General features: G+C 71.1%; 15 protein-coding genes and 1 pseudogene. 9 read left to right on the top strand and 7 right to left on the bottom strand.

The window, feature by feature from the left end; translation table 11 throughout:
• Positions 1-12: 12 nt before the first annotated feature.
• Positions 13-1,842 (bottom strand): acyl-CoA dehydrogenase, encoded by a 1,830-nt coding sequence (locus tag FHX73_RS11955; protein ID WP_145904990.1) that lies wholly within the window; start codon positions 1,840-1,842, stop codon positions 13-15.
• A gap of 235 nt (positions 1,843-2,077) precedes the next feature.
• Here FHX73_RS11955 and FHX73_RS11960 point away from each other — a divergent pair, with 235 nt between their 5' ends.
• From FHX73_RS11960 to FHX73_RS11970, 3 genes and pseudogenes are all read left to right on the top strand, one after another.
• The gene (locus FHX73_RS11960) at positions 2,078-2,608 is read left to right on the top strand and encodes an SseB family protein (protein ID WP_246213475.1); all 531 of its coding nucleotides are present in this window, start codon (positions 2,078-2,080) and stop codon (positions 2,606-2,608) included.
• A 139-nt stretch (positions 2,609-2,747) separates the two neighbouring features.
• A pseudogene (locus tag FHX73_RS11965) lies at positions 2,748-2,975 on the top strand (pirin family protein); the annotation flags it as partial.
• A gap of 94 nt (positions 2,976-3,069) precedes the next feature.
• Positions 3,070-4,035, top strand: a complete 966-nt coding sequence (locus FHX73_RS11970) for a pirin family protein (RefSeq protein ID WP_145904991.1) — start codon at positions 3,070-3,072, stop codon at positions 4,033-4,035.
• Positions 4,036-4,166: 131 nt separating this feature from the next.
• Here FHX73_RS11970 and FHX73_RS11975 read toward each other — a convergent pair whose 3' ends face one another.
• Positions 4,167-11,552 (bottom strand): type I polyketide synthase, encoded by a 7,386-nt coding sequence (locus FHX73_RS11975; protein ID WP_145904992.1) that lies wholly within the window; start codon positions 11,550-11,552, stop codon positions 4,167-4,169.
• A 224-nt stretch (positions 11,553-11,776) separates the two neighbouring features.
• Between FHX73_RS11975 and FHX73_RS11980 the strand changes: the two genes are divergently transcribed.
• Genes FHX73_RS11980 through FHX73_RS12005 form a run of 6 tightly spaced genes read left to right on the top strand, consistent with a single transcriptional unit; the run spans position 11,777 to position 17,771 of the window.
• Positions 11,777-12,733, top strand: coding sequence for a 3-oxoacyl-ACP synthase III family protein (locus tag FHX73_RS11980; RefSeq protein WP_246213476.1), 957 nt, complete (start codon positions 11,777-11,779; stop codon positions 12,731-12,733).
• A gap of 56 nt (positions 12,734-12,789) precedes the next feature.
• Positions 12,790-13,686 carry an alpha/beta fold hydrolase gene (locus tag FHX73_RS11985; RefSeq protein WP_246213477.1) on the top strand — a complete coding sequence of 299 codons (897 nt, stop codon included), beginning with the start codon at positions 12,790-12,792 and terminating at the stop codon, positions 13,684-13,686.
• Positions 13,683-15,281 (top strand): AMP-binding protein, encoded by a 1,599-nt coding sequence (locus FHX73_RS11990; protein WP_145904995.1) that lies wholly within the window; start codon positions 13,683-13,685, stop codon positions 15,279-15,281. Before FHX73_RS11985 ends, FHX73_RS11990 begins: the two co-directional genes overlap by 4 nt.
• Complete coding sequence (locus FHX73_RS11995) at positions 15,278-16,333, top strand: NAD-dependent epimerase/dehydratase family protein (protein ID WP_145904996.1); 1,056 nt, start codon at positions 15,278-15,280, stop codon at positions 16,331-16,333. Before FHX73_RS11990 ends, FHX73_RS11995 begins: the two co-directional genes overlap by 4 nt.
• Complete coding sequence (locus tag FHX73_RS12000) at positions 16,297-16,548, top strand: acyl carrier protein (RefSeq protein WP_145904997.1); 252 nt, start codon at positions 16,297-16,299, stop codon at positions 16,546-16,548. The genes FHX73_RS11995 and FHX73_RS12000 overlap by 37 nt, the downstream gene beginning before the upstream one ends.
• Entirely contained in the window at positions 16,545-17,771 is a 1,227-nt protein-coding gene (locus tag FHX73_RS12005; RefSeq protein WP_145904998.1) for a beta-ketoacyl-[acyl-carrier-protein] synthase family protein, read from the top strand. Before FHX73_RS12000 ends, FHX73_RS12005 begins: the two co-directional genes overlap by 4 nt.
• Positions 17,772-18,147: 376 nt before the next feature.
• Here the strand turns inward: FHX73_RS12005 and fxlM are convergent, their stop codons facing one another.
• From fxlM to FHX73_RS44580, 5 genes are read right to left on the bottom strand one after another with little or no spacing between them, the layout of a single operon-like run.
• On the bottom strand, positions 18,148-19,350 hold the full coding sequence (gene fxlM / locus FHX73_RS12010; protein WP_145904999.1) for a methyltransferase, FxLD system: 1,203 nt from the start codon (positions 19,348-19,350) through the stop codon (positions 18,148-18,150).
• A 23-nt stretch (positions 19,351-19,373) separates the two neighbouring features.
• Positions 19,374-20,546, bottom strand: a complete 1,173-nt coding sequence (locus FHX73_RS12015; protein ID WP_145905000.1) for a lanthionine synthetase C family protein — start codon at positions 20,544-20,546, stop codon at positions 19,374-19,376.
• Positions 20,543-21,082: a thiopeptide-type bacteriocin biosynthesis protein gene (locus FHX73_RS12020; protein WP_145905001.1), complete on the bottom strand. Its 540-nt coding sequence runs from the start codon at positions 21,080-21,082 to the stop codon at positions 20,543-20,545. Before FHX73_RS12020 ends, FHX73_RS12015 begins: the two co-directional genes overlap by 4 nt.
• A gap of 27 nt (positions 21,083-21,109) precedes the next feature.
• A complete protein-coding gene (locus FHX73_RS12025; protein ID WP_170304840.1) occupies positions 21,110-22,114 on the bottom strand; it encodes an IS3 family transposase in 1,005 nt (334 codons plus the stop codon).
• A 20-nt stretch (positions 22,115-22,134) separates the two neighbouring features.
• Positions 22,135-22,518 carry a transposase gene (locus FHX73_RS44580; RefSeq protein ID WP_170304841.1) on the bottom strand — a complete coding sequence of 128 codons (384 nt, stop codon included), beginning with the start codon at positions 22,516-22,518 and terminating at the stop codon, positions 22,135-22,137.
• Position 22,519 lies beyond the last annotated feature (1 nt).

Here is a 22,519-nt window from a genome sequence, read left to right on the forward strand (position 1 = left end):
GGATGGAGCCGCTCAGAAGGCGTCCTCGGACAGCTCCATGACGTCCAGGTCGATGCCCTCGGCGATCAGGCGCTGGGCGCTGATGGTCGGCAGCACGTTGCGGGCGAAGAACTTCGCGCCGGCCACCTTGCCCTGGTAGAAGGCGAGGTCCTTGCCGGTGGCGCCGGCCTCGATCTTGGCCTGGGCCACCACGGCCTGGCGCAGCAGCAGCCAGCCGACCACCACGTCGCCGGAGACCAGCAGCAGGCGGGTGGTGTTCAGGCCCACCTTGTACATGTTCTTGGTGTCCTGCTCGACCGCGGAGAGGTCGGCCAGGGTCTTGCCGACGATCGCCTCCAGGTCACCGGCGGCCTTGGCGAGCAGCTCGCGCTCGGCGGCCAGCGCCTCGCCGCCCTCGCCGGCGGCGAGGAACTTCTGGATCTGCTCGGAGACCGCGGTCAGCGCCTGGCCGCCGTCCTTGACGATCTTGCGGAAGAAGAAGTCCAGGCCCTGGATCGCGGTGGTGCCCTCGTAGAGGGTGTCGATCTTGGCGTCCCGGATGTACTGCTCGATCGGGTACTCCTGCAGGAAGCCGGAGCCGCCGAAGGTCTGCAGCGACTGGGCCAGCTGCTCGTAGGACTTCTCCGAGCCGTAGCCCTTGACGATCGGCAGCAGCAGGTCGTTCAGGCGCTCGGCGGCCTCGTCCTTCTCGCCGCGCAGGCGGGCGGCGAGCATGTCGTCCTGGACCGAGGCGGTGTAGAGGACCAGCGCGCGCATGCCCTCGGCGTAGGCCTTCTGGGTCATCAGCGAGCGGCGCACGTCCGGGTGGTGCGTGATGGTGACGCGCGGGGCGTTCTTGTCCAGGAAGTCGGCGATGTCGGCGCCCTGCACGCGCTCCTTGGCGTACTCCAGCGCGTTCAGGTAGCCGGTGGAGAGGGTGGCGATGGCCTTCGTGCCGACCATCATCCGGGCGAACTCGATGATCTTGAACATCTGGCGGATGCCGTCGATCTTCTCGCCGACCAGCCAGCCCTTGGCCGGGTGCTTGGCGCCGAAGGTCATCTCGCAGGTGTTCGAGGCCTTGAGGCCCATCTTGTGCTCGACGTTGGTGGCGTAGGCGCCGTTGCGCTCGCCCAGCTCGCCGGTCTCCCAGTCGAAGTCGAACTTGGGGACGATGTACAGGCCCAGGCCCTTGGTGCCCGGCTTGCCGCCCTCGGGGCGGGCCAGCACCAGGTGGATGATGTTCTCGGACATGTCGTGCTCGCCCGAGGTGATGAAGCGCTTGACGCCCTCGATGTGCCAGGAACCGTCCTCCTGCTTGATCGCCTTGGTGCGGCCGGCGCCCACGTCCGAGCCGGCGTCCGGCTCGGTCAGCACCATGGTGGCGCCCCAGGACTTCTCGACCATGCGCTGGGCGATCTTCTGCTGCTCCTCGGTGCCCTCGTCGTAGACGACGCCGGCGAAGGCCGGACCGGAGGAGTACATCCAGATGGCGGGGTTCGAGCCCAGGATCTGCTCGGCGTAGGCCCAGACCAGCGAGGACGGGGTGACCTGGCCGCCGATGCCCTCCGGGATGCCCAGGCGCCACCACTCGGCGTCCATGTAGGCGTCGTAGCTCTTGCGGAAGGCGGCCGGGACCGGCGCGGTGTTGGTCTCCGGGTCGAAGACCGGCGGGTTGCGGTCGGTGTCCGCGAAGGAGGCCGCCAGGTCGTTCTCCGCCAGGCGGGAGATCTCGCTGAGGATGTTCTTCGCCGTGTCCACGTCCATGTCGGCGAACGGGCCGGTGCCGTACACCTGGTCGCGGCCGAGCACCTCGAAGAGGTTGAACTCCACGTCCCGCAGGTTGGACTTGTAGTGACCCATGGCCATTTCTCCGGTTCGTCGCTCAGGGTGCGCCATCACGCCCCTACCCGCCAGTACAGGCCATGATGCTACCGGTAAGTAACTTCATCAAGCCCCTGCACGTTAATCCGACGTGAAGGCCATCACTCCGGTCAACGGGAAGGACCGGATAGTCAGCTCCCCACAGCCGGACGGTAGGCCGGGTTGTCCGGATCGGCCGCCGCACGAGGACACCCCGGCCCGATAGCCTGTCCGTGTGTACGGCTACGAGCAGAGCGCCAGCGGCGGCTACCCCGGCGACCCCTACCAGCAGGCGGGTCAGCAGGGCATGGGCGGCGCGTACGGGCAGCAGGGCTACGGCACCCAGGCCGGCCCCGGCTACGGCGAGCAGGCCCAGTCCGCCGGACAGTCGCTCTACCCCGAGCCCTCGCCGCCGTCACTGGCAGACGCGGTGCGCGCCTTCACCACCGGCTCGATGCCGATGGAGGACTTCCAGGCGATCTTCATCACCTCGAAGGTGCACTGCCCGCGCGGCGACCGCCCCGGCTTCCTCGCCCTGCACAACACCCCCACCCCGGTGATCCCGATGTTCAGCACGCTCAAGGAGCTGCGCCGCTACGCCGGCAAGGAGTCCAAGCACTTCACGGTCTCCGGCGCGGAGGTGCTGGACCTGCTGCCGACCGGCTACGGCTTCGCGCTGGACATGGAGGGCGAGCACCGGATGGTGTTCGACGCCCGCGCGGTGGAGCAGATGGTGGACTTCACCATGCGCCGGATGTACGGCTGACCCCCAACGGGTAGGACGGCCAGGAGGCCCTGGCTCCGCTCCACAACCATTTAGTTCAATCTTCAACTTGCTTCTGGTTGAAGGTTGAACTAATCTTGCCGACGAAGGCCCACAGAGCACCCCCACCGAGGAGGCCGACATGCCCGCCGTGACCGTAGAGAACCCGCTGATCCTGCCCCGCATCGCGGCACCCGCCCCCGACGCCCGGCCCCGCCCCGCGCTCGCCGTCTCCACCGCGCTGGAGGGCTTCGAGGGCGAGGGCTTCCCGGTCCGCCGGGCCTTCGCCAAGATCAACCAGAAGTACCTGGACCCGTTCATCATGATGGACCAGATGGGCGAGGTGGATTACGCGGCCGGGGAGCCGAAAAGCTAACCCAGTTGGGGGACTACTCACAACGGGGATCTGACCTGCGGAAACGCGGTCCCGAACACCAAATCCTGATCTGCCCGAGGAGGCCGACATGCCTGCCGTGACCGTTGAGAACCCGCTCGTCCTGCCGCGTATCGCGGCCCCCGCGCCCGACGCCGTCGCCCGCCCCGTGCTGGCCGTCTCCACCGCCCTGGAGGGCTTCGAGGGCGAGGGCTTCCCGGTCCGCCGGGCCTTCGCCAAGATCAACCAGAAGTACCTCGACCCGTTCATCATGATGGACCAGATGGGCGAGGTGGACTACCAGGCCGGCGAGCCGAAGGGGACCCCGTGGCATCCGCACCGGGGCTTCGAGACCGTCACCTACATCATCGACGGGACTTTCATCCACCAGGACTCGCACGGCGGCGGCGGCACCATCACCGACGGCGACACCCAGTGGATGACGGCCGGCTCCGGCCTGCTGCACATCGAGACCCCGCCCGAGTCGCTGGTGCTGTCCGGCGGCCTCTTCCACGGCCTCCAGCTGTGGGTGAACCTGCCCGCCTCCGACAAGATGATCGCGCCCAAGTACCAGGACATCCGCGGCAACAGCGTCAAGCTGCTCGCCTCCTCGGACGGCGGCGCGCTGGTCCGGCTGATCGCCGGCGACATCGACGGCCACCAGGGCCCCGGTGCCACCCACACCCCGATCACGATGATCCACGTGTCGGTGAACCCCGGCGCCGAGGTCACCCTGCCGTGGCGAGCCGACTTCAACGCGCTGGCCTACGGCCTGGCCGGCAGCGGCTCGGCCGGCTCGGAGCGTCGTCCGTTCCAGATGGGCCAGGCGGTGGTCTTCGGCGAGGGCGACTCCCTCACCATCCGGGCCGACGAGAAGCAGGACTCCCGCAGCGCCAACTTCGAGCTGGTGCTGCTTGGCGGCCTGCCGATCCGCGAGCCGGTCGCCCACTACGGCCCGTTTGTGATGAACAGCCACCGGGAGCTCCAGCAGGCCATGGAGGACTTCCAGGCCGGCCGCCTCGGCACCATCCCGGCGGACAGCAACCTGGGACGCTGACGAAGGAGTGAAGCTGCCCGCGCAGGCCCTCTCTACCCGAGACGAGCTCGCGCGGGCATCGTTCGCTGCGCAGGCAGGCTCTCCCTCATCCACGCAGGTTCTGCCCGCGCACGGCGTTCCTGTTTTTCTCCCTACTCCGCCTCACCCGTGCGAAGGTCAAGCCGTTGTTGGATCAGGCGGGCGAGGTGGGACAGGGTGCGGCCGGTGGCCAGGTCGGCCGGTGTGAGGCGGACGGCGAAGAGGTCGCGGGCCTTGACCAGGAACTGGGTGCCGAGCAGGGAGTCGAGTCCGAGGTCGGTGAGGGGGCGGGCGGGGTCCAGGTCGGTCGGATCGGTCTGGAGGACTTCGGCGAGGAGGTGGGCGAGCCGGTCGGTGATCGTGTGCAGGGCCTCGTCCGCAGGTCGGTCGGCCAGGGCCCGGCGGAGGTCGCCGCCGGCGTCCGCGGCGGCCGCCGAAGACGCCGGCGCCAAGAGGGAGAAGCGCGGTGCGGCCAGCGCCAGCAGCAACTGGCGTGCGGCGCCCCAGCGGTAGCGGCCCGCGCCCGCGACGTCGGTGCGGGCGGCCAGAAGGCGGTCGGCGGTGTTCAGGGCCTCTGCCGGGGTCAGGAGCTCGAGGCCGCGTTCGGCCATGGCGGCTTCCATGGCGTGGCGGGCGACGTACCCGGTCTCGCCGATCGGCCCCCAAGCCAGGGCCGTGCCCGGTCGTCCGGCGGCTCGCCGGGCGCGGGCGAGGGCTTCCAGGTAGGCGTTGGCCGCCGCGTAGGCGGACTGGCCGGGGTTGCCGATGGCGGCGGAGACCGAGGAGTAGCCGAGGAACAGGTCCAGCTCGCGGTCGGCGGTGAGCTGGTCCAGCAGTGCCGCTCCGGTGACCTTGGGGGCCAGGACGGCGGCGAAGCGGTCGTCGGTGAGCTGTGACAGCGGCGCGTCGTCCATGTGCATCGCGGCGTGGACGACGCCGCGTAGCGGGTGTCCGGTGGCATCGACGGCGTCGATGACCTCGCGTAGTGCGGCCCGGTCGGTGACGTCCACGGCATGGGCAGTGGCGTGCACGCCCCGCTCGGTGAGCCGGGCGAGGAGGGCCGGTGCTTCGGGCGCCTGTGGGCCGCGGCGGGAGAGCAGGGCCAGGTGTCGGGCGCCGTGGTCGGCCAGCCAGTCGGCGGTGGCGGCGCCGAGTCCGCTCAGTCCACCGGTGATCAGGTAGGTGCCGGCGGGGTCCAGGGCGATGATGCCGGGGGCCGGTTCGACGGGGACGGGCTCGTCCAGCGCATCGAAGGAGATGACGACCTTCCCGATGTGCCGGGAGTGCTGCAGGAGCCGGAAGGCTTCGTCGACCCGTGCGGCGGGGTAGATCGTGTGGGGCAGCGGCCGGTAGGTGCCGCGGGTGATCTGTGCGGCGACGTCGGTGACCAGGCGCGGGCCGCGCACGGGATCGTCGCTCATGGCGTCGAGGTTGAAGCCGGTGAAGGTCAGGCTGTTGTGGAAGGGACGCAGCGTCAGCGGGTTGTTGAGGAGGATGTCCCGTTTGCCGAGTTCGATGAACCGGCCGTTGGGGCGCAGCAGGTCCAGACCGTAGGCGATGGCCTCTCCGCTGAGCGAGTTGACCACGACGTCGACGCCTTGCCCGCCGGTCAGCTCCCGCACCTGTGGGACGAAGTCCAGGCTGCGGGAGTCGAGGACGTGCCAGGCACCCAGGGACCGCAGCAGGTCGCGCTTGGTTTCGGTTCCGGCGGTGGCGATGACGCGGGCGCCGCAGGCCCGCGCGCACTGCAGCACGGCCAGGCCCACGGCGCCGGCCCCACCGTGGACGAGCACCGTCTCCCCGGGGGCCAGGCGTGCCTGGTCGACCAGGGTGTGATGGACGGTCAGGAAGGCGACGGGCAGCGTCGCCGCCTCCGCGAAGCTCATCGCCTCCGGGATCCGGATGAGAGCGTGGGCAGGGGTGGTGGCGTGCGAGGCCAGGGCGGCCGGGACGAAGCCGCAGACGCGGTCGCCGAGCTTCAGGTGGCCCACGCCCGCTCCCACCGCGTGAACGATCCCCGCGCCGTCGTTGCCCAGTCCGTCGCCGGAGTGGCCGTGCTCTCCCGCTTCCGGCGGCAGGAGGCCGTTGGCCCGCAGGGTGTCGCGGTAGTTCAGGGCCACCGCCCGCACCTCGATAGCCACCTCACCCGGTCCGGGTTCGGGGATCTGTGCCTGACGCCAGGTCAACCGCCGTCGCAGGCTCGGGTCGCGGGCCTCCAGCAGGAACGGCGTGCTGGCGGGGACGGCGGGCGGTTCGCCCGCCGGGTGCTGGATCTGCCGGGGCACGAAGCGGCCTTGGGCGGTGAGGACGATCTCGTCCTCCTGACGGTCGTCGCCGGTCATGCCCAGGAGTTCGGCGGCCAGGCGGTGCGCGTCGATGGCCGGGTCGCCGGTGCGGTGGCAGGAGATGCGGGACATCCGCAGGTCCGGCCGCTCGTTGGCGAGGGTACGGCAGGCCACCCAGACGGCCGCGTCCTGAGGGTGCGAGGGCAGCTCCGGCGCGGGGAACAGACCGGTGGGGCGGGTGATCAGCCAGACGTGGGGCGTTGCACCGCTCTGCAGGCTCTCGCAGGCGGTGGCCAGGGCGCGCAGGACGGCGGCGCGGTGGGTGGTCAGGCCGACGGTCTCCGGCCGGCCGGGTTCACCTCCGCCTTCGCCGAGCAGCAGGGCGATCCGCGGGCAGCGGCTTGAGGACAGGACCTCGGTCCAGGCGCTGGTCTCGTCGGACACGGGGACGACGGTGGCGTCGCCGAGCAGAGCAGCCAGTGCCTGGGCCGTCGGCAGCTCCGTGCCGCCCTCGGTGGCGACCAGCCAGGCGGTACCGGGGGCCGGCGAGGAGACGACGGGCCGACCGTCGTCGCCGTGGTCGCGGGCCGCCAGCAGAACGGTGCGGTCCTCGGTGTCGGTCCGCACCGCATGGGGGAAACCGCACTGCTCCAGCAGCGGTACCCATCGATCGCGGACCAGGACACGGGAGTCGGGACGCAGGGCGCGGTCGCCGCGCTGCCAGAACTCGTCGTGAGCGCCGAACAGCAGTGCTTGCAGCGGCACATGGTGGGGTTCAGCGGCCAGCAGGTATCCGCCGGGCGCCAGCAGGGCGTGCAGGTGTCGCAGTGTGGTGGTCAGATCGGCGGTGGCGTGCAGTGCGTCGTCCGCGAGGATGAGGTCGAAGCCAGCCCTGGGCAGCCCCTGATCGGCCAGACCAGTGTTCAGGTCGACGACGCGGTAGTCGACGAAGTCGTACGAGGCGAAGCGGTTCTCGGCCCGGGTGACGCCGGCCTGGGTGGCGGCCGTGCAGGTGTAGCGGGTCCGGTCGGCCGGCAGCAGGGGCAGTACGGTGGCCGTCAGCGCGGGGGTGGCCGCGCCCACCTCAAGGACGTGCAGCGGGCGGTCGGCGGGCCAGCGGCTGACGAGGTCGCCGAGCAGCGCCTGGACGGCACGGTGGGTGAAGCGGTGCGAGGGACCAGTCTCGCGCAGTTGCTCGTACATGCTGTCGCCGGCCGGCAGGAGCTCCAGCGCGTTGACGCGTCCGCGCAGGACGTCGGACAGGTGGCGCAACTGCCGGTTGAGCAGCAGCGCCTCGGCACTGAACCCGGGATGGTTCTCCAGCAGTTCGCGTAGCAGCTGCTCGGGGCGGAACTCGGTGTCGGTCAGCTGCCAGGTGTCTGTGACAGGCTGGACGAGTCCGTGCTCGGCCAAGAGCGGCATCATCAGCCGCACCAGGCGCCGGTGTTGGGGCTGGAGGCCGCCGGCCAGCAGGTCCTGCATCGCGAAGGGGGCCGCGGGGTCGGTGAGCAGGCCGCGCAGCGCGGCTGCCCAGCAGTGTGCGCCAACCAGTTCGGCCGCGCCGAGGAACAGTCGGTGGCCGACGCTGTCCAGGGCGATCCGGGCCGCGGCGATGCGCGGCTCTGCCGCTCGGGCAACCTCCGAGGGCGAGGGGAGCGGGGACGGTGCGACGGGAGCGGCTGGGTGGGGGGCTGCCCGGAGCACCGTGTGCTGGATGGTCAGCGGGGTGTGTTCGGACAGATGGCTCCGCCGGGTGCGGCAGCCGTCGATCTCGATGGTGACGGTGCCGTCGTGGTCGGCGTAGGTGATGTCCCAGCAGACCTCGTTGACGCTGCGGTGCCGGCGGCGCAGGTGCACGATGCCGGTGAGTGCGGGGGTTCGCCACACACGTACGGCCCCGAACTTGGACGGCAGAAAGACGGCGGGTTCCGCCTGCGGGTCGTCCAACGCAATGGTGGCCTGCAGCGGTGCGTCCAGCAGGACCGGGTGGGCCGTGTAGGCGTCGGTGGAGTGTCGGAGCCTGTAGGAGAGGAGCAGCTCCTCTTCTCCGACATGGATGTGGTCGATGAGTTGGAAGGCCGGGCCGACGTCCAGCTTGACTCCGCGGCCCATCTGGTAGAACCCGGGGCCGTCCAGCGGGCGTGGGCAGCGTGCTCGGATCATGGGAACATCGAGCGGGGCGGGTGCAGAGCCGAGCATGGTACGCAGCTGGGCGCGCACGACAGGCTGGCACTCGCCGCCATGCTCCTCGCGGACGCTGATGGTCAGAGCGCCGTCCTCGGGCGTGAGGGCGGTCTGCAGAGCGACCGGTGTGGGGTCGGGCCACCGCAGGGGCAGCATGCGGCTGACTTCCAGGTGCCGCACCTCCACCGGGCGGTCCAGTACTCGTCGGCCGGCGCTCAGTGCCATCTCCACGTAGCCAGCGGCGGGCATCAGCACAGTGCCCACGATCCGGTGGTCGCCCAGCCAAGGGACCAGCTGCGGCTCGACGGTGCCGTGCCATACCGGGTGCGGGGCGGGCATCCGCTCACCCAGCAGCGGGTGGTCCAACTCGCCACTGCCACCGGTGCCGGCGATCAGGTCGTACGGGGTGCCGTGCCAGTACCGCTCGTGCTGCCACGGGTAGGCGGGAAGGTCGACCACGCGGCCCGGGCGGGGGAAATGGAGCTGCCAGTCGGCTGTGGAACGGGAAGCGAGTAGCGCGGCGACCGCCGCCGCGCTCTCGCGGGGGCCGTCTCCGTCGCGGTGCAGGGTGGGGACGCAGGTGGCACTGGTGCGGCGCAGGTAAGGGCGCAGCACCGGGTGCGGGCCGATCTCGACGACGATGTCGGTGTGCTCGGCCGCGATGCATGCTGCGGCTTCGGCAAAACGAACGGGCTCGCGGACGTTGCGCCACCAATACTCTGCGTCCAGGTCCTGCCCGTCCAGAACAGTGCCGGTGACGGTGGAGACGAACGGCACCCGGGCGGCGGCGGGAGCCAGGCCCGCCAATGCAGTGCGCAGCGGCTCCTCGATCGGATCCATGGTCTTGCTGTGGAAGGCGTAGTCCAGGTCCAGCTCGCGGAAGAAGACGCCGCGGCCGGCCAGTTCGGCACCCCAAACGGCCAGCACGTCGGCGGACCCGGCGACGGTCACATCGCGGTCGCTGTTGATCCCCGCGATCTCCAGCGCCCCGTCGAAACGCAGCAGCTCCTCGTGGGCCTGAACGGCGGGCAGGCCCACGGCGGCCATGCGGCCTCGCCCGGCCGTAACACCCTGGGTGCGGCTGCGTTCCGCGATCACCAGCGCCGCCTGCTCCAGCGTCAGGGCACCAGCGGCGTAGGCGGCGGCCACTTCACCAACGCTGTGCCCGGCTACCACCGCCGGCCGCAGTCCGTGCGAGGCCAGCAGCGCGGTCAGGCCCACCTGAACGGCGAACAGGGCCGGCTGCGCCACCTCCGTGCGCTGCCAGGAAGGCGCGGACGGATATGCCAGTTCCTTGGACACCGACCACCCCAGGTGCGGAGCCAGGGCCGCGTCGGCCTCCTCGACGGTCTCGCGGAAGACCGCCTCCTGCGCCAGCAGGTCGGCGGCCATGCCCGGCCACTGGGAGGCGTTGCCTGAGTAGACGAAGGCGATTCCCTCCCGCCCGCTTACGCGCACGCTCGCTCCGTGGGCGGGATCTCCGGCGGCCAGTCGCGCCAGCTCCCGGGCGGCGTCGTCCGGGGCGGCGGCCAGTACGGCGGCCCGGTGCGAGTGTGCGCTGCGGCGCACGGTACTGGTGTAGGCAAGGTCGTAGAACTCGGCAGGCGGCGTGTCGCGCAAGCGCTCGACCATACGGGTGACCGCCTGCTGCAGCGCCTTGGGCGAGCGAGCGGAGACGATCAGCGGCACTCGGCGCGCGTGCGGTGCCGCCGGGACGTCGGCCTCGCGGGGCGCGGGGGGCGCGGGGGGCGCGGTGACGATGGCGTGGGCGTTGGCTCCGCCGAAGCCGAAGGAGTTCACCCCCACCGCGGCCCGTTCCCCGCCGCGCAGCCGGACAGGGTCGACGGTCGGTGCCAGGCCCAGGCCGTCGAAGTCGATCGCCGGATTGAGCGGGAGGGCGTGCAAGGACGCCGGCGCCACCCGGTGGCGCAGCACCAGGATCGCCTTGAGCAGGCCCGCCATCCCCGAGGCGGATTCGAGATGGCCCAGGTTCGTCTTGACCGAGCCGACCGGAAGCAGGCCGGTGCTGCGGTGGCGGCCAAGTGCCCGGCCGATAGCCTCGGCCTCTGCCGGGTCCCCGACCGGGGTGCCGGTGCCGTGTGCCTCGAAGCACACCAGATCGTCCGCGCCGATCCCGGCCTCGGCGTAGACCGACCGCAGTAGTTCCTCCTGCGCGGTGGCGCTGGGCAGGGTGATGCCGTTGGTGCGGCCGTCGGTGTTGTTGGCGGTGGCTGCCAGTACGGCGTGGATGCGGTCCCCGTCCGCCATCGCGTCCGCCAGCCGCTTGAGGACGAGCACTGCGCCGCCTTCGGCACGGACGTAGCCGTCGGCGTCGGCGGAGAACGCCGCACAGCGCCCCTTCCGCGACAGCATGCCCGCGTAGCTGAACCCAGCGAACGAATAGGGGTTCGTCAGGACGTTGACACCGCCGACCAAGGCGACACGGCTGGAGCCCTCGCGCAGGGTCCGGCAGGCGCGGTCCACGGCTACCAGCGCCGACGAGCAGGCAGTGTCGACGGCCATGCTCGGCCCCCGCAGGTCGAAGGCGTACGAGAGGCGGTTCGCCGTGATGGACAACACGGCGCCGGGCATCGTGTGGGGACTCGTGTGGTCACCCATCGCCATCAGGCGCGTGCCGTAGGCGTGATCGGAGACGCCCACGTAGACGCAGGTGTCCGACCCGGCCAGTGCCTCGACGGGGATGGCGGCGTCGTCGAGCGCCTCGGCAGCCATCTCCAGTAGCAGTCGCTGCTGCGGGTCGATGTGCCGAGCCTCCCTGGGGGAGATCCCGAAGTAGCCGGCGTCGAACGAGGCGACGTCGGTGAGGAAGCCTCCGGCGGCCGTGTAGCTGCGGCCGGGGCGTACGGTCCCAGGGTCGACGATCCGGTCCTTGGGAAACCGGTCGGCGGGCATCTCGCCAACCACGTCCCGACCCTCCCGCAGCACGGACCACAGCCCGTCCAGGTCGGTGATCCCCCCAGGCAGCCGGCAGCCGATGCCCACCACTGCCACGGATCGTTCGAGCCGCATCGTCAGGTCCCGCCTTTTCACGCCGATTGGAGGCTTCGACGTGGATTCAAGAGGACCGTCGGCATACAAAGCCAACGCGGATCACTCGTTGGAGTGGAAGGTCCTCACCAGGTGTTTCGTCCGATCCGTGACATGTCCGGCGCCGCTACGGTGATGCGGTGCTCCAAGCTCCGCGTGCCCGCATCACGGCCGTTGCCGCTCACCTGCCGCCCCGCTACCGCACCATGGACGAGATCCGCGTCAAGATCGCCGAAACCGGTGGTTACGCCCCGCCGCCGGGGCTGCTGGAGGATCTCACCGGGGTCCGAGGGGTCCACGTGCGCGAGGACGGGGAGAATGCCTCCGACCTGGCCGTGACCGCCGCCCGTAAGGCCCTCGACGAGGCCGGACTGAAGATCGACGATGTCGAGCTGCTGCTGTTCGCCGCTACGGCACAGGACCTGATCGAACCCGCCACCTCACATCTGGTGGCCGCCAAACTGGGCGCTTCTTGCCCGGTGTTCGACGTCAAGAACGCCTGCAACAGCGTGCTCAACGCCATGGAGGTCGCCGAGTCGTTCATCGCCGCCGGCCGCTACCGCACGATCCTCATCGCCTGCGGAGAAGTCGGCTCCCTGGCCACCCGCTGGCACGCCCCCGACCGCCAGGCCCTGTTGCGCGCCATGCCCGGCTACACCGTCTCCGACGCGGGCGCGGCAATGGTGCTCACCGCCGGCCCCGCCGGCGAGAAGGACCCCGGCGTCCTGGCCGTGCGGTTCGCCGCCAACTCGGCCGTGTGGGACGCCTGCACCGTGGCCAGCGGGGGAACCATGCACCCACGCTCCACACATGACGACCACAGCACACTGCGCCTGAACGGAGACCTGCGCCAAGGCGTACTCGATGTCCTGCCGCGGATCGTGGCCTCCGCCGGAAGCGAACTCCGGGCAGCACGGGCCGGCGCCTTCATCGCCTTCCACCAGATCGCCATGCCGCAGTACCACGAGACGCTCGACCGGTTCTCCCTCCCCGAGAACCGGTGCATGCCCGCAGTCGCCGAGCACGGCAACTGCGCCGCAGCCTCACTCCCCCTGCAACTGGTCAAGGCCAGGGAGGCCGACCGCATCGAACCGGGCGACACCGTGGCGATGCTCGGCCTGGCCAGTGGCTTCAGCTTCGGTCTGGCGCTGATCCGATGGTGACCACCGAACCCGACCACGCCCCCGGCTCTCCCACATCGCCGGCCCGGGACGCGGCTGTGCAGCGGCTGCTGCCCGGCTACCCGCTACCACGCCACTGGCGGCGCGTAGCCGATACCGGCCAGCACTACCTCGACCTCGGCGCCGGGGACCCTGTGTTGTTCCTGCACGGCAACCCGTCCTGGAGCTACGCCTGGCGCAAGCTCCTCGGCTCGCTCTCCCCGCACGCGCGCTGCCTGGCACCGGACCTTGCGGGCTTCGGACTCTCCCGCCCGCTGACCCCCGCCCAGCGCGGGCAGGGCTTCCACCAAACGCAGTTGGACCACCTCGATGCCCTCTACCGCCACCTGGTGGAAACCGCAGGCGTTCCGGGACAAGGCTGGACACTGGTCCTGCACGACTGGGGCGGACCGCTCGGCATCGCCTGGGCCCTACGTCACCCGGGGGTCGTGGCCCGCCTGGTCATCTGCAACACCCTTGCCTTCCCTTGGCCCGCCGGCTACCAACTGCCGTTCTACCTACGCTGGATCCGCGACCACCAAGGCGTGGCCGACGCCGTCCACCGCACCAACGCCTTCGCGCGCATCGCCGTGCACGCCGGTGTCCACCACCCGCTCCACGCCCGCGAACGCCGCGCCTACCTGCGGCCCTGTGCCCGCCGCACCGAACGCCAGGTGATCACCGATGCCGTCCGCGCGATCCCGCAGAACGCCGCGGACCCGCTGTGGCGACTACTCGAACCCCCCACACCGGCCGCCGACCTGGCCGCCCTCCCGCTCCTCATCGGCTGGGGGATGCGCGACCCGGTGTTCACCCCGATGGTGCTGCAGGAGTGGGCCCGCCGGTTCCCCCACGCCGTCATCCACCGCTTCCATGACGCCGGGCGCTTCGTGATGGAAGACGCCGCCGACGAACTCAGCGGCCACATCCGCGACTTCCTGCAGGGATCCCGATGACCGTGACCGCACCCGACGTCTTCGCCCGGCTGGCACGCCTGGCCGAAGAACCCGACGCCACCGCGCTCATCAGCTGCCGTCCCGGATCATCCCGCACCATCACGCGGGGCCAACTGCTTCAGGGCTGCCGGATCACCGCGGCAGCCCTGCGCACAGCCGGCGCCCGCCCCGGCCACAAGGCCGTCGTCATGACCCGCGACGCCTACGACCTCACGACCATCACCTACGCCCTGTGGTCGATCGGCGCGGTCCCCACGCTGATCGAGCCTCGCGCCGAAGTGGGCCGCTGTCTGCGGGAGATCGCCCCGGACCTCTTCATCGGCGAACCCCTTGCACACCTGGGACGCCGTGTTCTGGGCTGGGGCCGCGGCCACGTCCGTCTGCCCCTGGTAACTGGCCCTTCCTTCCCCGGACAGCGCCTCGCCCTCGGCCGGCGGCTGGCGGTCCACACACCGGACGCCGACGGACCACCCTGGCAGCAGGAGGAGCCGACCGACGATGACCTCGCCATGATCGCCTTCACTTCCGGATCCACCGGAAGACCCAAAGGCGCGGAATACCGCTACGCCACCCTGGCTGGACAGCTCGAAGCCCTGGCCACGCTGCTAGCCCCCCGGCCCGGTGACGTACTCCTCGCAGGGTTCCTGCCACTGGTGCTGTTCGGACCGCTCCTGGGCCTGACCACTGTCACCCCGGCCGTGAACCACCTGGCGCCGGCCCGCACACCCCCACAGGGACTGATCGACCCCATCCTCCGGCACCAGGTCACCACCATCGCCGCCTCGCCCGCCGTCCTCACCCTGATCGCCGGGCACTGCGCCCGCCACGACGTGCGCCTGCCCTCCGCCCGCCAGGCCCTGTCCTTCGGTGCCCCCCTGCGCCCCCGACTCGCCGACGCGCTCCGCAGGGCCCTGCCTCACGACACGAAGCTCCGCAGCGTCTACGGCGCCACCGAATGCCTGCCCGTCTCAGCCATCACCGACCACGACCTGCGCACCGCGGCCATCCAGCCGCCCCCCGGGCACACCGGCACCTGCCTGGGCCACCCCCTGCCCGGCATGCAGCCCCAGATCCTGGACGCCGACGCCACCGGGCTCGGCGAAATCGCCGTCTCCGGCCCCACCGTGAGCCCCGCCTACCACGGCCGCCCCGACGCCGACGCCACAGCCAAGATCACCACCAGCCGTGGTGTGCTGCACCGCACCGGTGACATGGGCAGACTGGACGACCAGGGACAGCTCTGGTTCCTCGGCCGCAAAGCCCACCTCGTGACCGGCTCCGGCTTCACCCTGACCACCGAGGACATCGAGACCCTGGCCGACACCACCCCCGGCGTCCGGCGCACCGCCCTGGTCGGTCTCGGTCCGGCCGGAAGCCAGGAACCCGTCCTGTGCGTGGAGTCCCTACCCTCTGCTCCCCGCGCCACCGCTCTGGACGCCGTACGCACAGCTCTGCGCAGCCATCCGGAAGGCCACCGGATCGGTGCTCTGCTGCTCCATCCCGGTTTTCCCACCGATCCCCGGCACAACTCCAAGATCGACCGTCCCCGCCTGGCCGCCTGGGCCGCCAAGCGCCTGCGCAGGAGGACCCGGTGAAGGTCCTGGTCACCGGTGGCAGCGGTTTCCTCGGGTTGGAGATCTGCCGGCAGCTGATCGCGCGCGGCTCACAGACGGTGTCCATCAGCCGCCGGCCGAGCGCCGAACTCGCAAACCTCGGCGTGCGCCAGTACCAGGTCGACATCACTGACACCGCCGATCTCGCACTGCTCTCGCGCGCGGCGGCCGGCTGCGAGGCCGTGGTCCACAGCGCGGCGCTCGCGGGTGCGAGCGGCCCGCTGCGCCCGTACTGGCGAGCCAATGTCACCGGGACGCTGAACGTGATCGCCGCCTGCCGCGTGCAAAGCGTTCCCGCGCTGGTCCACACGTCGACGGCCAGCGTCGTCTTCCGACCCGGCGGCTTGGAAGGCGTCAACGAGGACTTGCCCTACCCTCGCCGCCACCTGGCCGCCTACACCCGCACCAAAGCCGAGGCCGAGGCGCTCGTCCTGGCCGCCCACAGCCCCAAACTGGCCACCCTCGCGCTGCGCCCGCACATCATCTGGGGCCCCGGGGACCCGCACTTCGCCCCCGCCCTCGCCCGCGCCGTCCGCGCCGGGCACCTGCTGATGCCCGGCGAGGGCAACAACCTGATCGACACCACCCACGTCCGCACCGCCGCCCATGCCCACCTCCTCGCCCTGGACGCCCTCCAGCAGCCCCGCCAAGCGGGCGGCCGCGTCTACTTCATCGGCCAGGACGACCCGCGCCCCCTGCGCGAGATCACCCTGCGCCTCCTGCAGGCAGCCGGCATCAACGCCCGCTGGCGCACCGTGCCGCCGCGCCTGGCAACAGCTACCGCAACCGTCGGCGAGGCGTACCTGCGCCTGACCCGCAGTCGTCGCACCCACGCCCTGAGCCGGCTCTTGGTCGCCGAAATGCTGCACCCTCACCATTTCGACCTCACCGCGGCCCGCCGCGACCTGCGGTTCGAGCCGCCGATCGGGTTCGACGACGGTCTGGACGAGCTGACCCGAACCGCACCGCCCGCCCTGGACAACAGCAAGGAATCACCGTGTCGGAAACCTACGACGCCATCCGTTCCCTCCTGACCACCGCCTTCCGCGTACCGGAGAACGAGATCCACCCCCAGGCGACCCTGGAGCGGCTGGAGCTGGACTCCCTGGCCCTCGCGGAGTTCGTGCTCCTCCTGCACGAACGCTGCGGCGTGAAGATCGACAAGGAGTACGCCGCCCGCACCACCACCGTCGCCGAGGTCGCTGACCACATCGACGCCCTGCGCGCAGGAGCGGTGACGTCGCCATGACAGCACCCGTGGCAATCACCGGGCTCGGCCTGCTCACCCCAGCGGGAGAAGGCGTCGATGCCACCTGGAACGCGGTCTGCGCCGGTGTGAGCACTGCGGGACCCGACCCAGCGCTCACCGGCCTGCCCGTCGACTTCTCCTGCCGCCTCCCCCTCTCGCAGGACGCCCTCGACCAGCGCGTCGGACGCACCGCCTGGCGCATGGCGCGGTACGCGAAGTTCGCGGTGCTCGCCGCACGCGAGGCCGTACGCGACGCCGGCCTCGATCCGCGAGCATGGAACGGCGACCGGGTCGCCGTCGTCATCGGCTGCGGGCTCGGAGGAGCCACGGAGCGGGAAGAACAGGGCAGACGTCTGGAGGAACTGGGCGCTGACATGGTCTCCGCCCTCACCATTCCGCTGATCATCCCGAACATGGCCGCCGGCGAGGTCTCCATCGATCTCAAGGCCCACGGGCCCAGCATGGCCCCGGCTACCGCCTGTGCCTCTGGCGCCACCGCCATCACCGTAGCCCGTGACCTACTGCTCACCGGCCAATGCGATGTCGCGCTTGCAGGAGCCGCAGAAGCGCCCATCAGCCGGCTGACGACCACCGGTTTCTGGCGCATGGGCGCTCTCTCCCAGCGCACCAACACGGTCACCGGAGCATCCCGGCCCTTCGCCGCCGACCGCGACGGCTTCGTCTTGGGCGAAGGCGCTGCCGTCCTCGTCCTGGAACGCACCGAAGACGCCGCCGCGCGCGGCATCCGCCCGCGCGCTCTGCTCGTGGGCTGCGGCAGCGCCTCGGACGCCTACCACCCCACGGCACCGGCGCAGGACGCCAACGGCGCTGAGAAAGCACTGCGCGCCGCCCTGACAGAGGCGCGACTGGCCCCGCACGATGTCGACCACGTCAACGCGCACGGCACCTCTACCCCGCTCGGGGACGCCGGCGAAGCAGCCCTGATCGCCCGCGTGCTGCCGCACCGCCCCAGCGTCACCGCGCCCAAGGGCGTCCTGGGGCACAGCTGCGGGGCGGCCGGCGCCATCGAGGCGGCCCTCACCGTGCTCACCCTCCAGCACCGCCGCATCCCGCCGATCGCCAACCTGACCGCCCCCGCGCCCGAGTTCGACATCGACTGCGTCACCAAACAACCGCGCGATCAGCAGGTGGAGACGGCCGTCAGCCACTCCTTCGGCTTCGGTGGCCACAACGTCGTCCTCGCCCTGTCAAGAGCTTCCTGACATCCGAACCGACCGCCACGACTCGTTGCGCCGGTCCGGATCAGCCGCCCACTGGAGTCTCGGATCACCAGGCGAAGGCCCCCGGCTGTCGCAGTCCCCCGGACGACCGTGCAGGACGAGTCCCATGAGCCGTAGGGAACCAACGTGAAGAACTCTCCGCGCAAACCCACTGTCGTCCGGTCAGGCGCATCCGTTCCGTGGCGAGTCACCGAGACGGTGACGGGGCTCCTCGTCCGCGTGCTCCTGCTGGCGGACGAGTTCGTGCTCTACGTGCTCCCCCGGCGGAAGAACAAGCGCGGAAGCCGCAGCAGGAGCTGATGCGTCCGATGGACCAGCCTGCGGGTTTGTCAGGCCCGCAGGTCGTCGTGGTGGTGGATCAGTACGCGAAAGTCACCCGAGTACCGGGCTTGTCGATGACGTAACCGTCAACCCGATCGTCGGGGGTGCCGGCCGGGTGGATCGTGGTGATCGGGCGGGCCTTGCGGTCCTTGGACCAAGCGCGGATGGCGTCGGTCAGGCGGTCGGCGAGCTGGGGGCCGACGGGGCCGTAGCCGGTGGCGCCGAGTTCCCAGCGGGCCGGGTCCTCGGTCTCGGTGCGGGTGATGGTGAGGTACGCGAGGGAGGTGCCCTCGGCAAGGGCCGGGGTTCGGGTGGGGATCACGAGCTTGATCAGGCCGCTGTCGATGGCGGCCTGGTCGGCGGCGATGCGGCAGGTGGCGGGGTCGGTGGCGGCCAGACGCAGCCAGACGCCGTCGAAGGACTCGTCGCCGCGGATCAGCACGCCGGAGCCGGTCTGGGTGGAGGGCTGGTCGAGGACGCCGGCCAGGGCGGTAGGGTCGATGGGCTGGTCGGCGTCCCAGTAGAGGGAGATCAGGCCGTCGGGGTCGATGGTGGCGGTGTGCTCGCCGTCCTGGCCGATCATGGGGACGAAGCCGCACAGTTCCATGGTGTCGGAGACCATCCGGTCGCCGTGGCGGACGAAGGCGATGCTGTAGGTGGTGCCGCGCCAGCGGAGCGGGACGACGAGGCGGCCGCCGGTGGCGAGTTGGTCCCACCAGGCCGGCGGGATGTCCCAGGCGCCGACGGTGACGATCATCCGGGCGGCCGGGCCGTGGGCGGGGGCGCCGAGGCCGCCGTCGCCGGTGATCACGACGACGTCCTTGTTGCCGGTGGCGGCGAGGGTGTGGCGGGCGTGGGCGGTGACGTCCTCGTCGATGTCGACGGTTGCGACGTGGCCGGTCGGGCCGGTCAGGCGGGCGAGGAGGGCGGCGTTGTAGCCGGTGCCGGCGCCGATCTCGATGATGCGGTCGCCGGGGTGGACGTCGAGTTGGACCAGCATGTCGGCGACGAGCGAGGGCACGGAGGCGCAGCTGAGCGGGAGGCCGCCGGCGGGGTTGTCCTTGATGGTGACGGCGATGTCCTTGTAGGCGTCCTCGGCGGTGGCGTCGGGGACGAACTCGTGCCGGGGGACGGTGCGCATCGCTTCCTCGACCGCGGGGGTGAGGTGGTGGGTGGCCGCGATGGTGTCGACCATGCGCTCGCGCAGGTGCTCGGGTGTGGCGGGGGCTGCGGTGTTCATCGTGCTCCTTCGTTCGTTAGAGGTCAGCCGGCCAGCAGGAGGCAGGCGTCCCAGCGGGTGGGGGGCTCGGTGGCGGTGGTGTGGCGGACCAGGTCGATGCCGGTGGTGCCTTCGAGCAGGCCGGTCTCGGCGGGCATCCCGGCGCGGTGGAGGTGCTGGTCGAAGCGGGCGGCGAGGCGGGGCAGTTCGGCTGCCAGTCGGTCGTCGGCAGCGTCGGCGGCGGCTCGCCAGGTGGTGAGCAGGAGTCCGGCCCAGCCGTGGCAGAGCGTGGCGTCGGAGAGGTCGAAGAGCTGGACCGGGTCGCGGACGCAGGACAGCAGGGCGTCCTCGGCGGCGCGTTGGCGTCGTGGGTCGGCGAGGGCGAGGCCGGCGAGTTGCTGGGCTCGGGCCAAGCCGGGAGTGCCGTAGCACCAGGACGGCCGCTGCGGACCCGGGTGGTGGCTGGCCTCGGCGCTCCACTCGGTGCGGGAGATCATCTCCGGCCACCAGGTGCGGGCCCGGCTGTAGCTCCTCCAGCGGTCCAGCCAGGCGCAGATCCGCTCGATCGCCTCGGGCTGTCCGGCCACGGTGATGCCCCGTCTCATCGCGCTCGACAGTAGTGCCAGCGGACCGGCGATGCCGTGAGCGATGCCGAAGTTGGCGTGCCCGCCCGGCCAGCGGGGCGAGGGGGTGTCGGACGGGCCGTTGACGGACCACCAGCCGGGCAGCTGTTCGCCGTTGACCGTGACCGGCTCGGTGAGGCGGACGAGGTAGGCCAGCACTTCCCGGGCCTGCTGGGTGTCGCCGTGGCGTTCGAGCAGGTGGGCGCCGATACCGGTCAGGCCGTTGATCAGGTCCCACTCGCGTAGTTCGGCGAGGCGGCCGGCGTCGATGCGGGCGTGGGCAGCCTCCAGCCGGTGGCGGGTCAGGTCGGCGACATGCTGGTCGAGGACGGCCAGGGCCCGCTGGTAGGCGCCGGGTCCGGCCGTGTTCAGGGTGAACGCGACGGCGGGGGCGCCGTGGAACAGCCCGGTCGTGGCGGGGTCGGAGCTGATCGGCGCGGCGACCGTGGCGGCGGCAAGCCGGTGGGCGGTGGCCCAGTCGCCGTCGCCGGTGTGGGCGTACTCGATGTGGGCGAGCACCGGGCCGAGGGCGCCGGCGTCGAGCGACTGGGCCCAGCCCGGTGCCGCCGACCGTTCGGTGGCGAGGGCGGTCATCGGCGTTGCCCTTCCTGTTGGGCGCGGGCGAGTTGGCGGGCCAGTCGGCGGGCGGCGGCCTCTGCGTCGAGGTCGAGGCCCACCAGGCGGTTGTGGTGCATGTGCAGGAGGGACTCCACGACGGAGGTGCGGTCGGCGTCCTCGGGCAGCAGCAGTTGGTAGGCGCCCAGGGCCTGGGCGCGGTCATGCTTGGCCTCGGCCAGCTCGCTGGGCCAGCCGGTGAGGCTGGCCAAGGCGGTGGCCTGGCTGGCGGTCGCCCGTTCGACCGGTGCTGGGCGGCTCGGGTGTTCGGCGAGCCACGCGGCGCCCGCCTCTTGGCCGAAGAAGCCCTGGGTGATGTGGAGCATGCCGACGGCGACCAGCGCGGTCGGGTGGACCTGGGCTGCTGGCAGGTGGCGGAGGGCTGCGGCGACCGCTCGGGAGTCGGCGGTGAACACCTCCTCGGCGGCCTCCAGCACCCGGCCGGTGCCGTAGCGGCCGATCTCCGGGGTGTAGGCGTCGAAGGTCAGTGCGCCGGCCAGGCCGTCGCGGAAGATTTCAAGTCCAGTGAGACGGTCGTGATGCTATGAGGTTTGTGGTGTGGGTTCCCTGCGCTTGCTGGGGTCGTTGATCCATGCTGTCTGCGGTATCTCGGGCGGCCGGGGACGGCGTCCGAAGCGTTCGGGATGCCGGGCGTATGCCTCGGCGAGGGTGACGGCCCGCTGGTCGCGGACCTGTTCGGCGGTGCCGAAGTGGACGCTGGCGGGCGTGTGCAGGCCGATGCCCGAGTGCCGGTGCTCGTGGTTGTAGTACGAGATGAAGGCGTCGAACCATTCACGTGCATGGGCCAGGGAATCGAAGCGCGGCGGGAAGTCGGCCATGTACTTGACGGTCTTGAACTGGGCCTCGCTGTAAGGGTTGTCGTTGGAGACCTTGGGGCGCGAGTGGCTCCTGGTGACGCCGAGGTCGGTCAGCAGCTGGGAGACCTTCTTGGAGGTCATGGAAGTGCCGCGGTCGGCGTGCACGGTCTCGGGGACGATGCCGTTGCGCTCGATGGCCTCGCGGATCAACTCCTCGGCCCGTTCGGCCGATTCGACCGGCTCGACGGTATGGCCGACGATGTAGCGGCTGAAGATGTCGATGATGACGTAGGCGTGATACCAGATGCCCTTGCGGGGGCCGGCGGCCTTGGTGATGTCCCACGACCACACCTGCGAGGACGCGGTGGCGACCAGTTCGGGAACCGTCCTGGCCGGGTGGGTGGCCTGCCTGCGCCGCTCGCCCGACTGCCCGCGCTCGCGCAGGATCCGGTACATCGTGGAGACCGAGCAGTGGTAGCGCCCGGTGTCCAGCTCGCGGGCCCAGATCTGCGCGGGCGGCAGCTCGGCGTACTCGGGGCTGTTCATCAAGGCCAGTACCGCATGCCGTTCTTCGGCCGTCAGGGCGGAGGGCTGGACCTGCGGAGATCGGGGCCGGCGCGCGGGCGGCGGTTTCAGTCTTCGGTAGTGGGTGGCCCGGGAGCGGCCGGTCAGCCGGCATGCGGCCGTGGTGCCCAACTCGTGTTCGACGGCGGTGAACGCCTCGTCCACGACGGGGTCGGCGGCGTGTGTCAGTCCGCGCTCTCGGAGATCATTTCCAAGAGCGCCGACGCTTTTCCCAGGACCTCCAGCGCGGCCTTGTTCCGGGCGAGTTCCTTCTCCAGCCGTTCCACCTGCCGGCGCAGCTTCTCGTTCTCGGCCTCGGCGGCGGACTTCTTCGGGCGGGCCGGGCTCGTGCGGTGGTCGACCAGCCTCTCCAGGGCCCCGGCGTCGCGCGCGGCCCGCCACTCGGTGACGTGCGAGTGGTACAGGCGCTCGCGGCGCAGGACCGCACCCTTCTCGCCCTCGGGCGCGGCGTCGTACTCGGCGACGATCCGCAGCTTGTACTCGGGGCTGAACGTGCGGCGCTTCGGCCGGGGAGCCGGGTCAGTGGCGGACGGATTACTGCTGGTCATC

Origin of the sequence: Kitasatospora viridis (assembly GCF_007829815.1) — a bacterium.
In the GTDB taxonomy this organism is placed as follows: Bacteria; Actinomycetota; Actinomycetes; order Streptomycetales; family Streptomycetaceae; genus Kitasatospora; species Kitasatospora viridis.

Coding starts and splice junctions, on each gene's coding strand:
- FHX73_RS12015 (WP_145905000.1), bottom strand. CDS start 20,546: ATGACCGCCCTCGCCACCGAACGGTCGGCGGCACCGGGCTGGGCCCAG.
- FHX73_RS44580 (WP_170304841.1), bottom strand. CDS start 22,518: ATGACCAGCAGTAATCCGTCCGCCACTGACCCGGCTCCCCGGCCGAAG.
- FHX73_RS11990 (WP_145904995.1), top strand. CDS start 13,683: ATGACCGTGACCGCACCCGACGTCTTCGCCCGGCTGGCACGCCTGGCC.
- FHX73_RS11980 (WP_246213476.1), top strand. CDS start 11,777: ATGGACGAGATCCGCGTCAAGATCGCCGAAACCGGTGGTTACGCCCCG.
- FHX73_RS11975 (WP_145904992.1), bottom strand. CDS start 11,552: ATGCGGCTCGAACGATCCGTGGCAGTGGTGGGCATCGGCTGCCGGCTG.
- FHX73_RS11970 (WP_145904991.1), top strand. CDS start 3,070: ATGCCTGCCGTGACCGTTGAGAACCCGCTCGTCCTGCCGCGTATCGCG.
- FHX73_RS12005 (WP_145904998.1), top strand. CDS start 16,545: ATGACAGCACCCGTGGCAATCACCGGGCTCGGCCTGCTCACCCCAGCG.
- fxlM (WP_145904999.1), bottom strand. CDS start 19,350: ATGAACACCGCAGCCCCCGCCACACCCGAGCACCTGCGCGAGCGCATG.
- FHX73_RS11955 (WP_145904990.1), bottom strand. CDS start 1,842: ATGGGTCACTACAAGTCCAACCTGCGGGACGTGGAGTTCAACCTCTTC.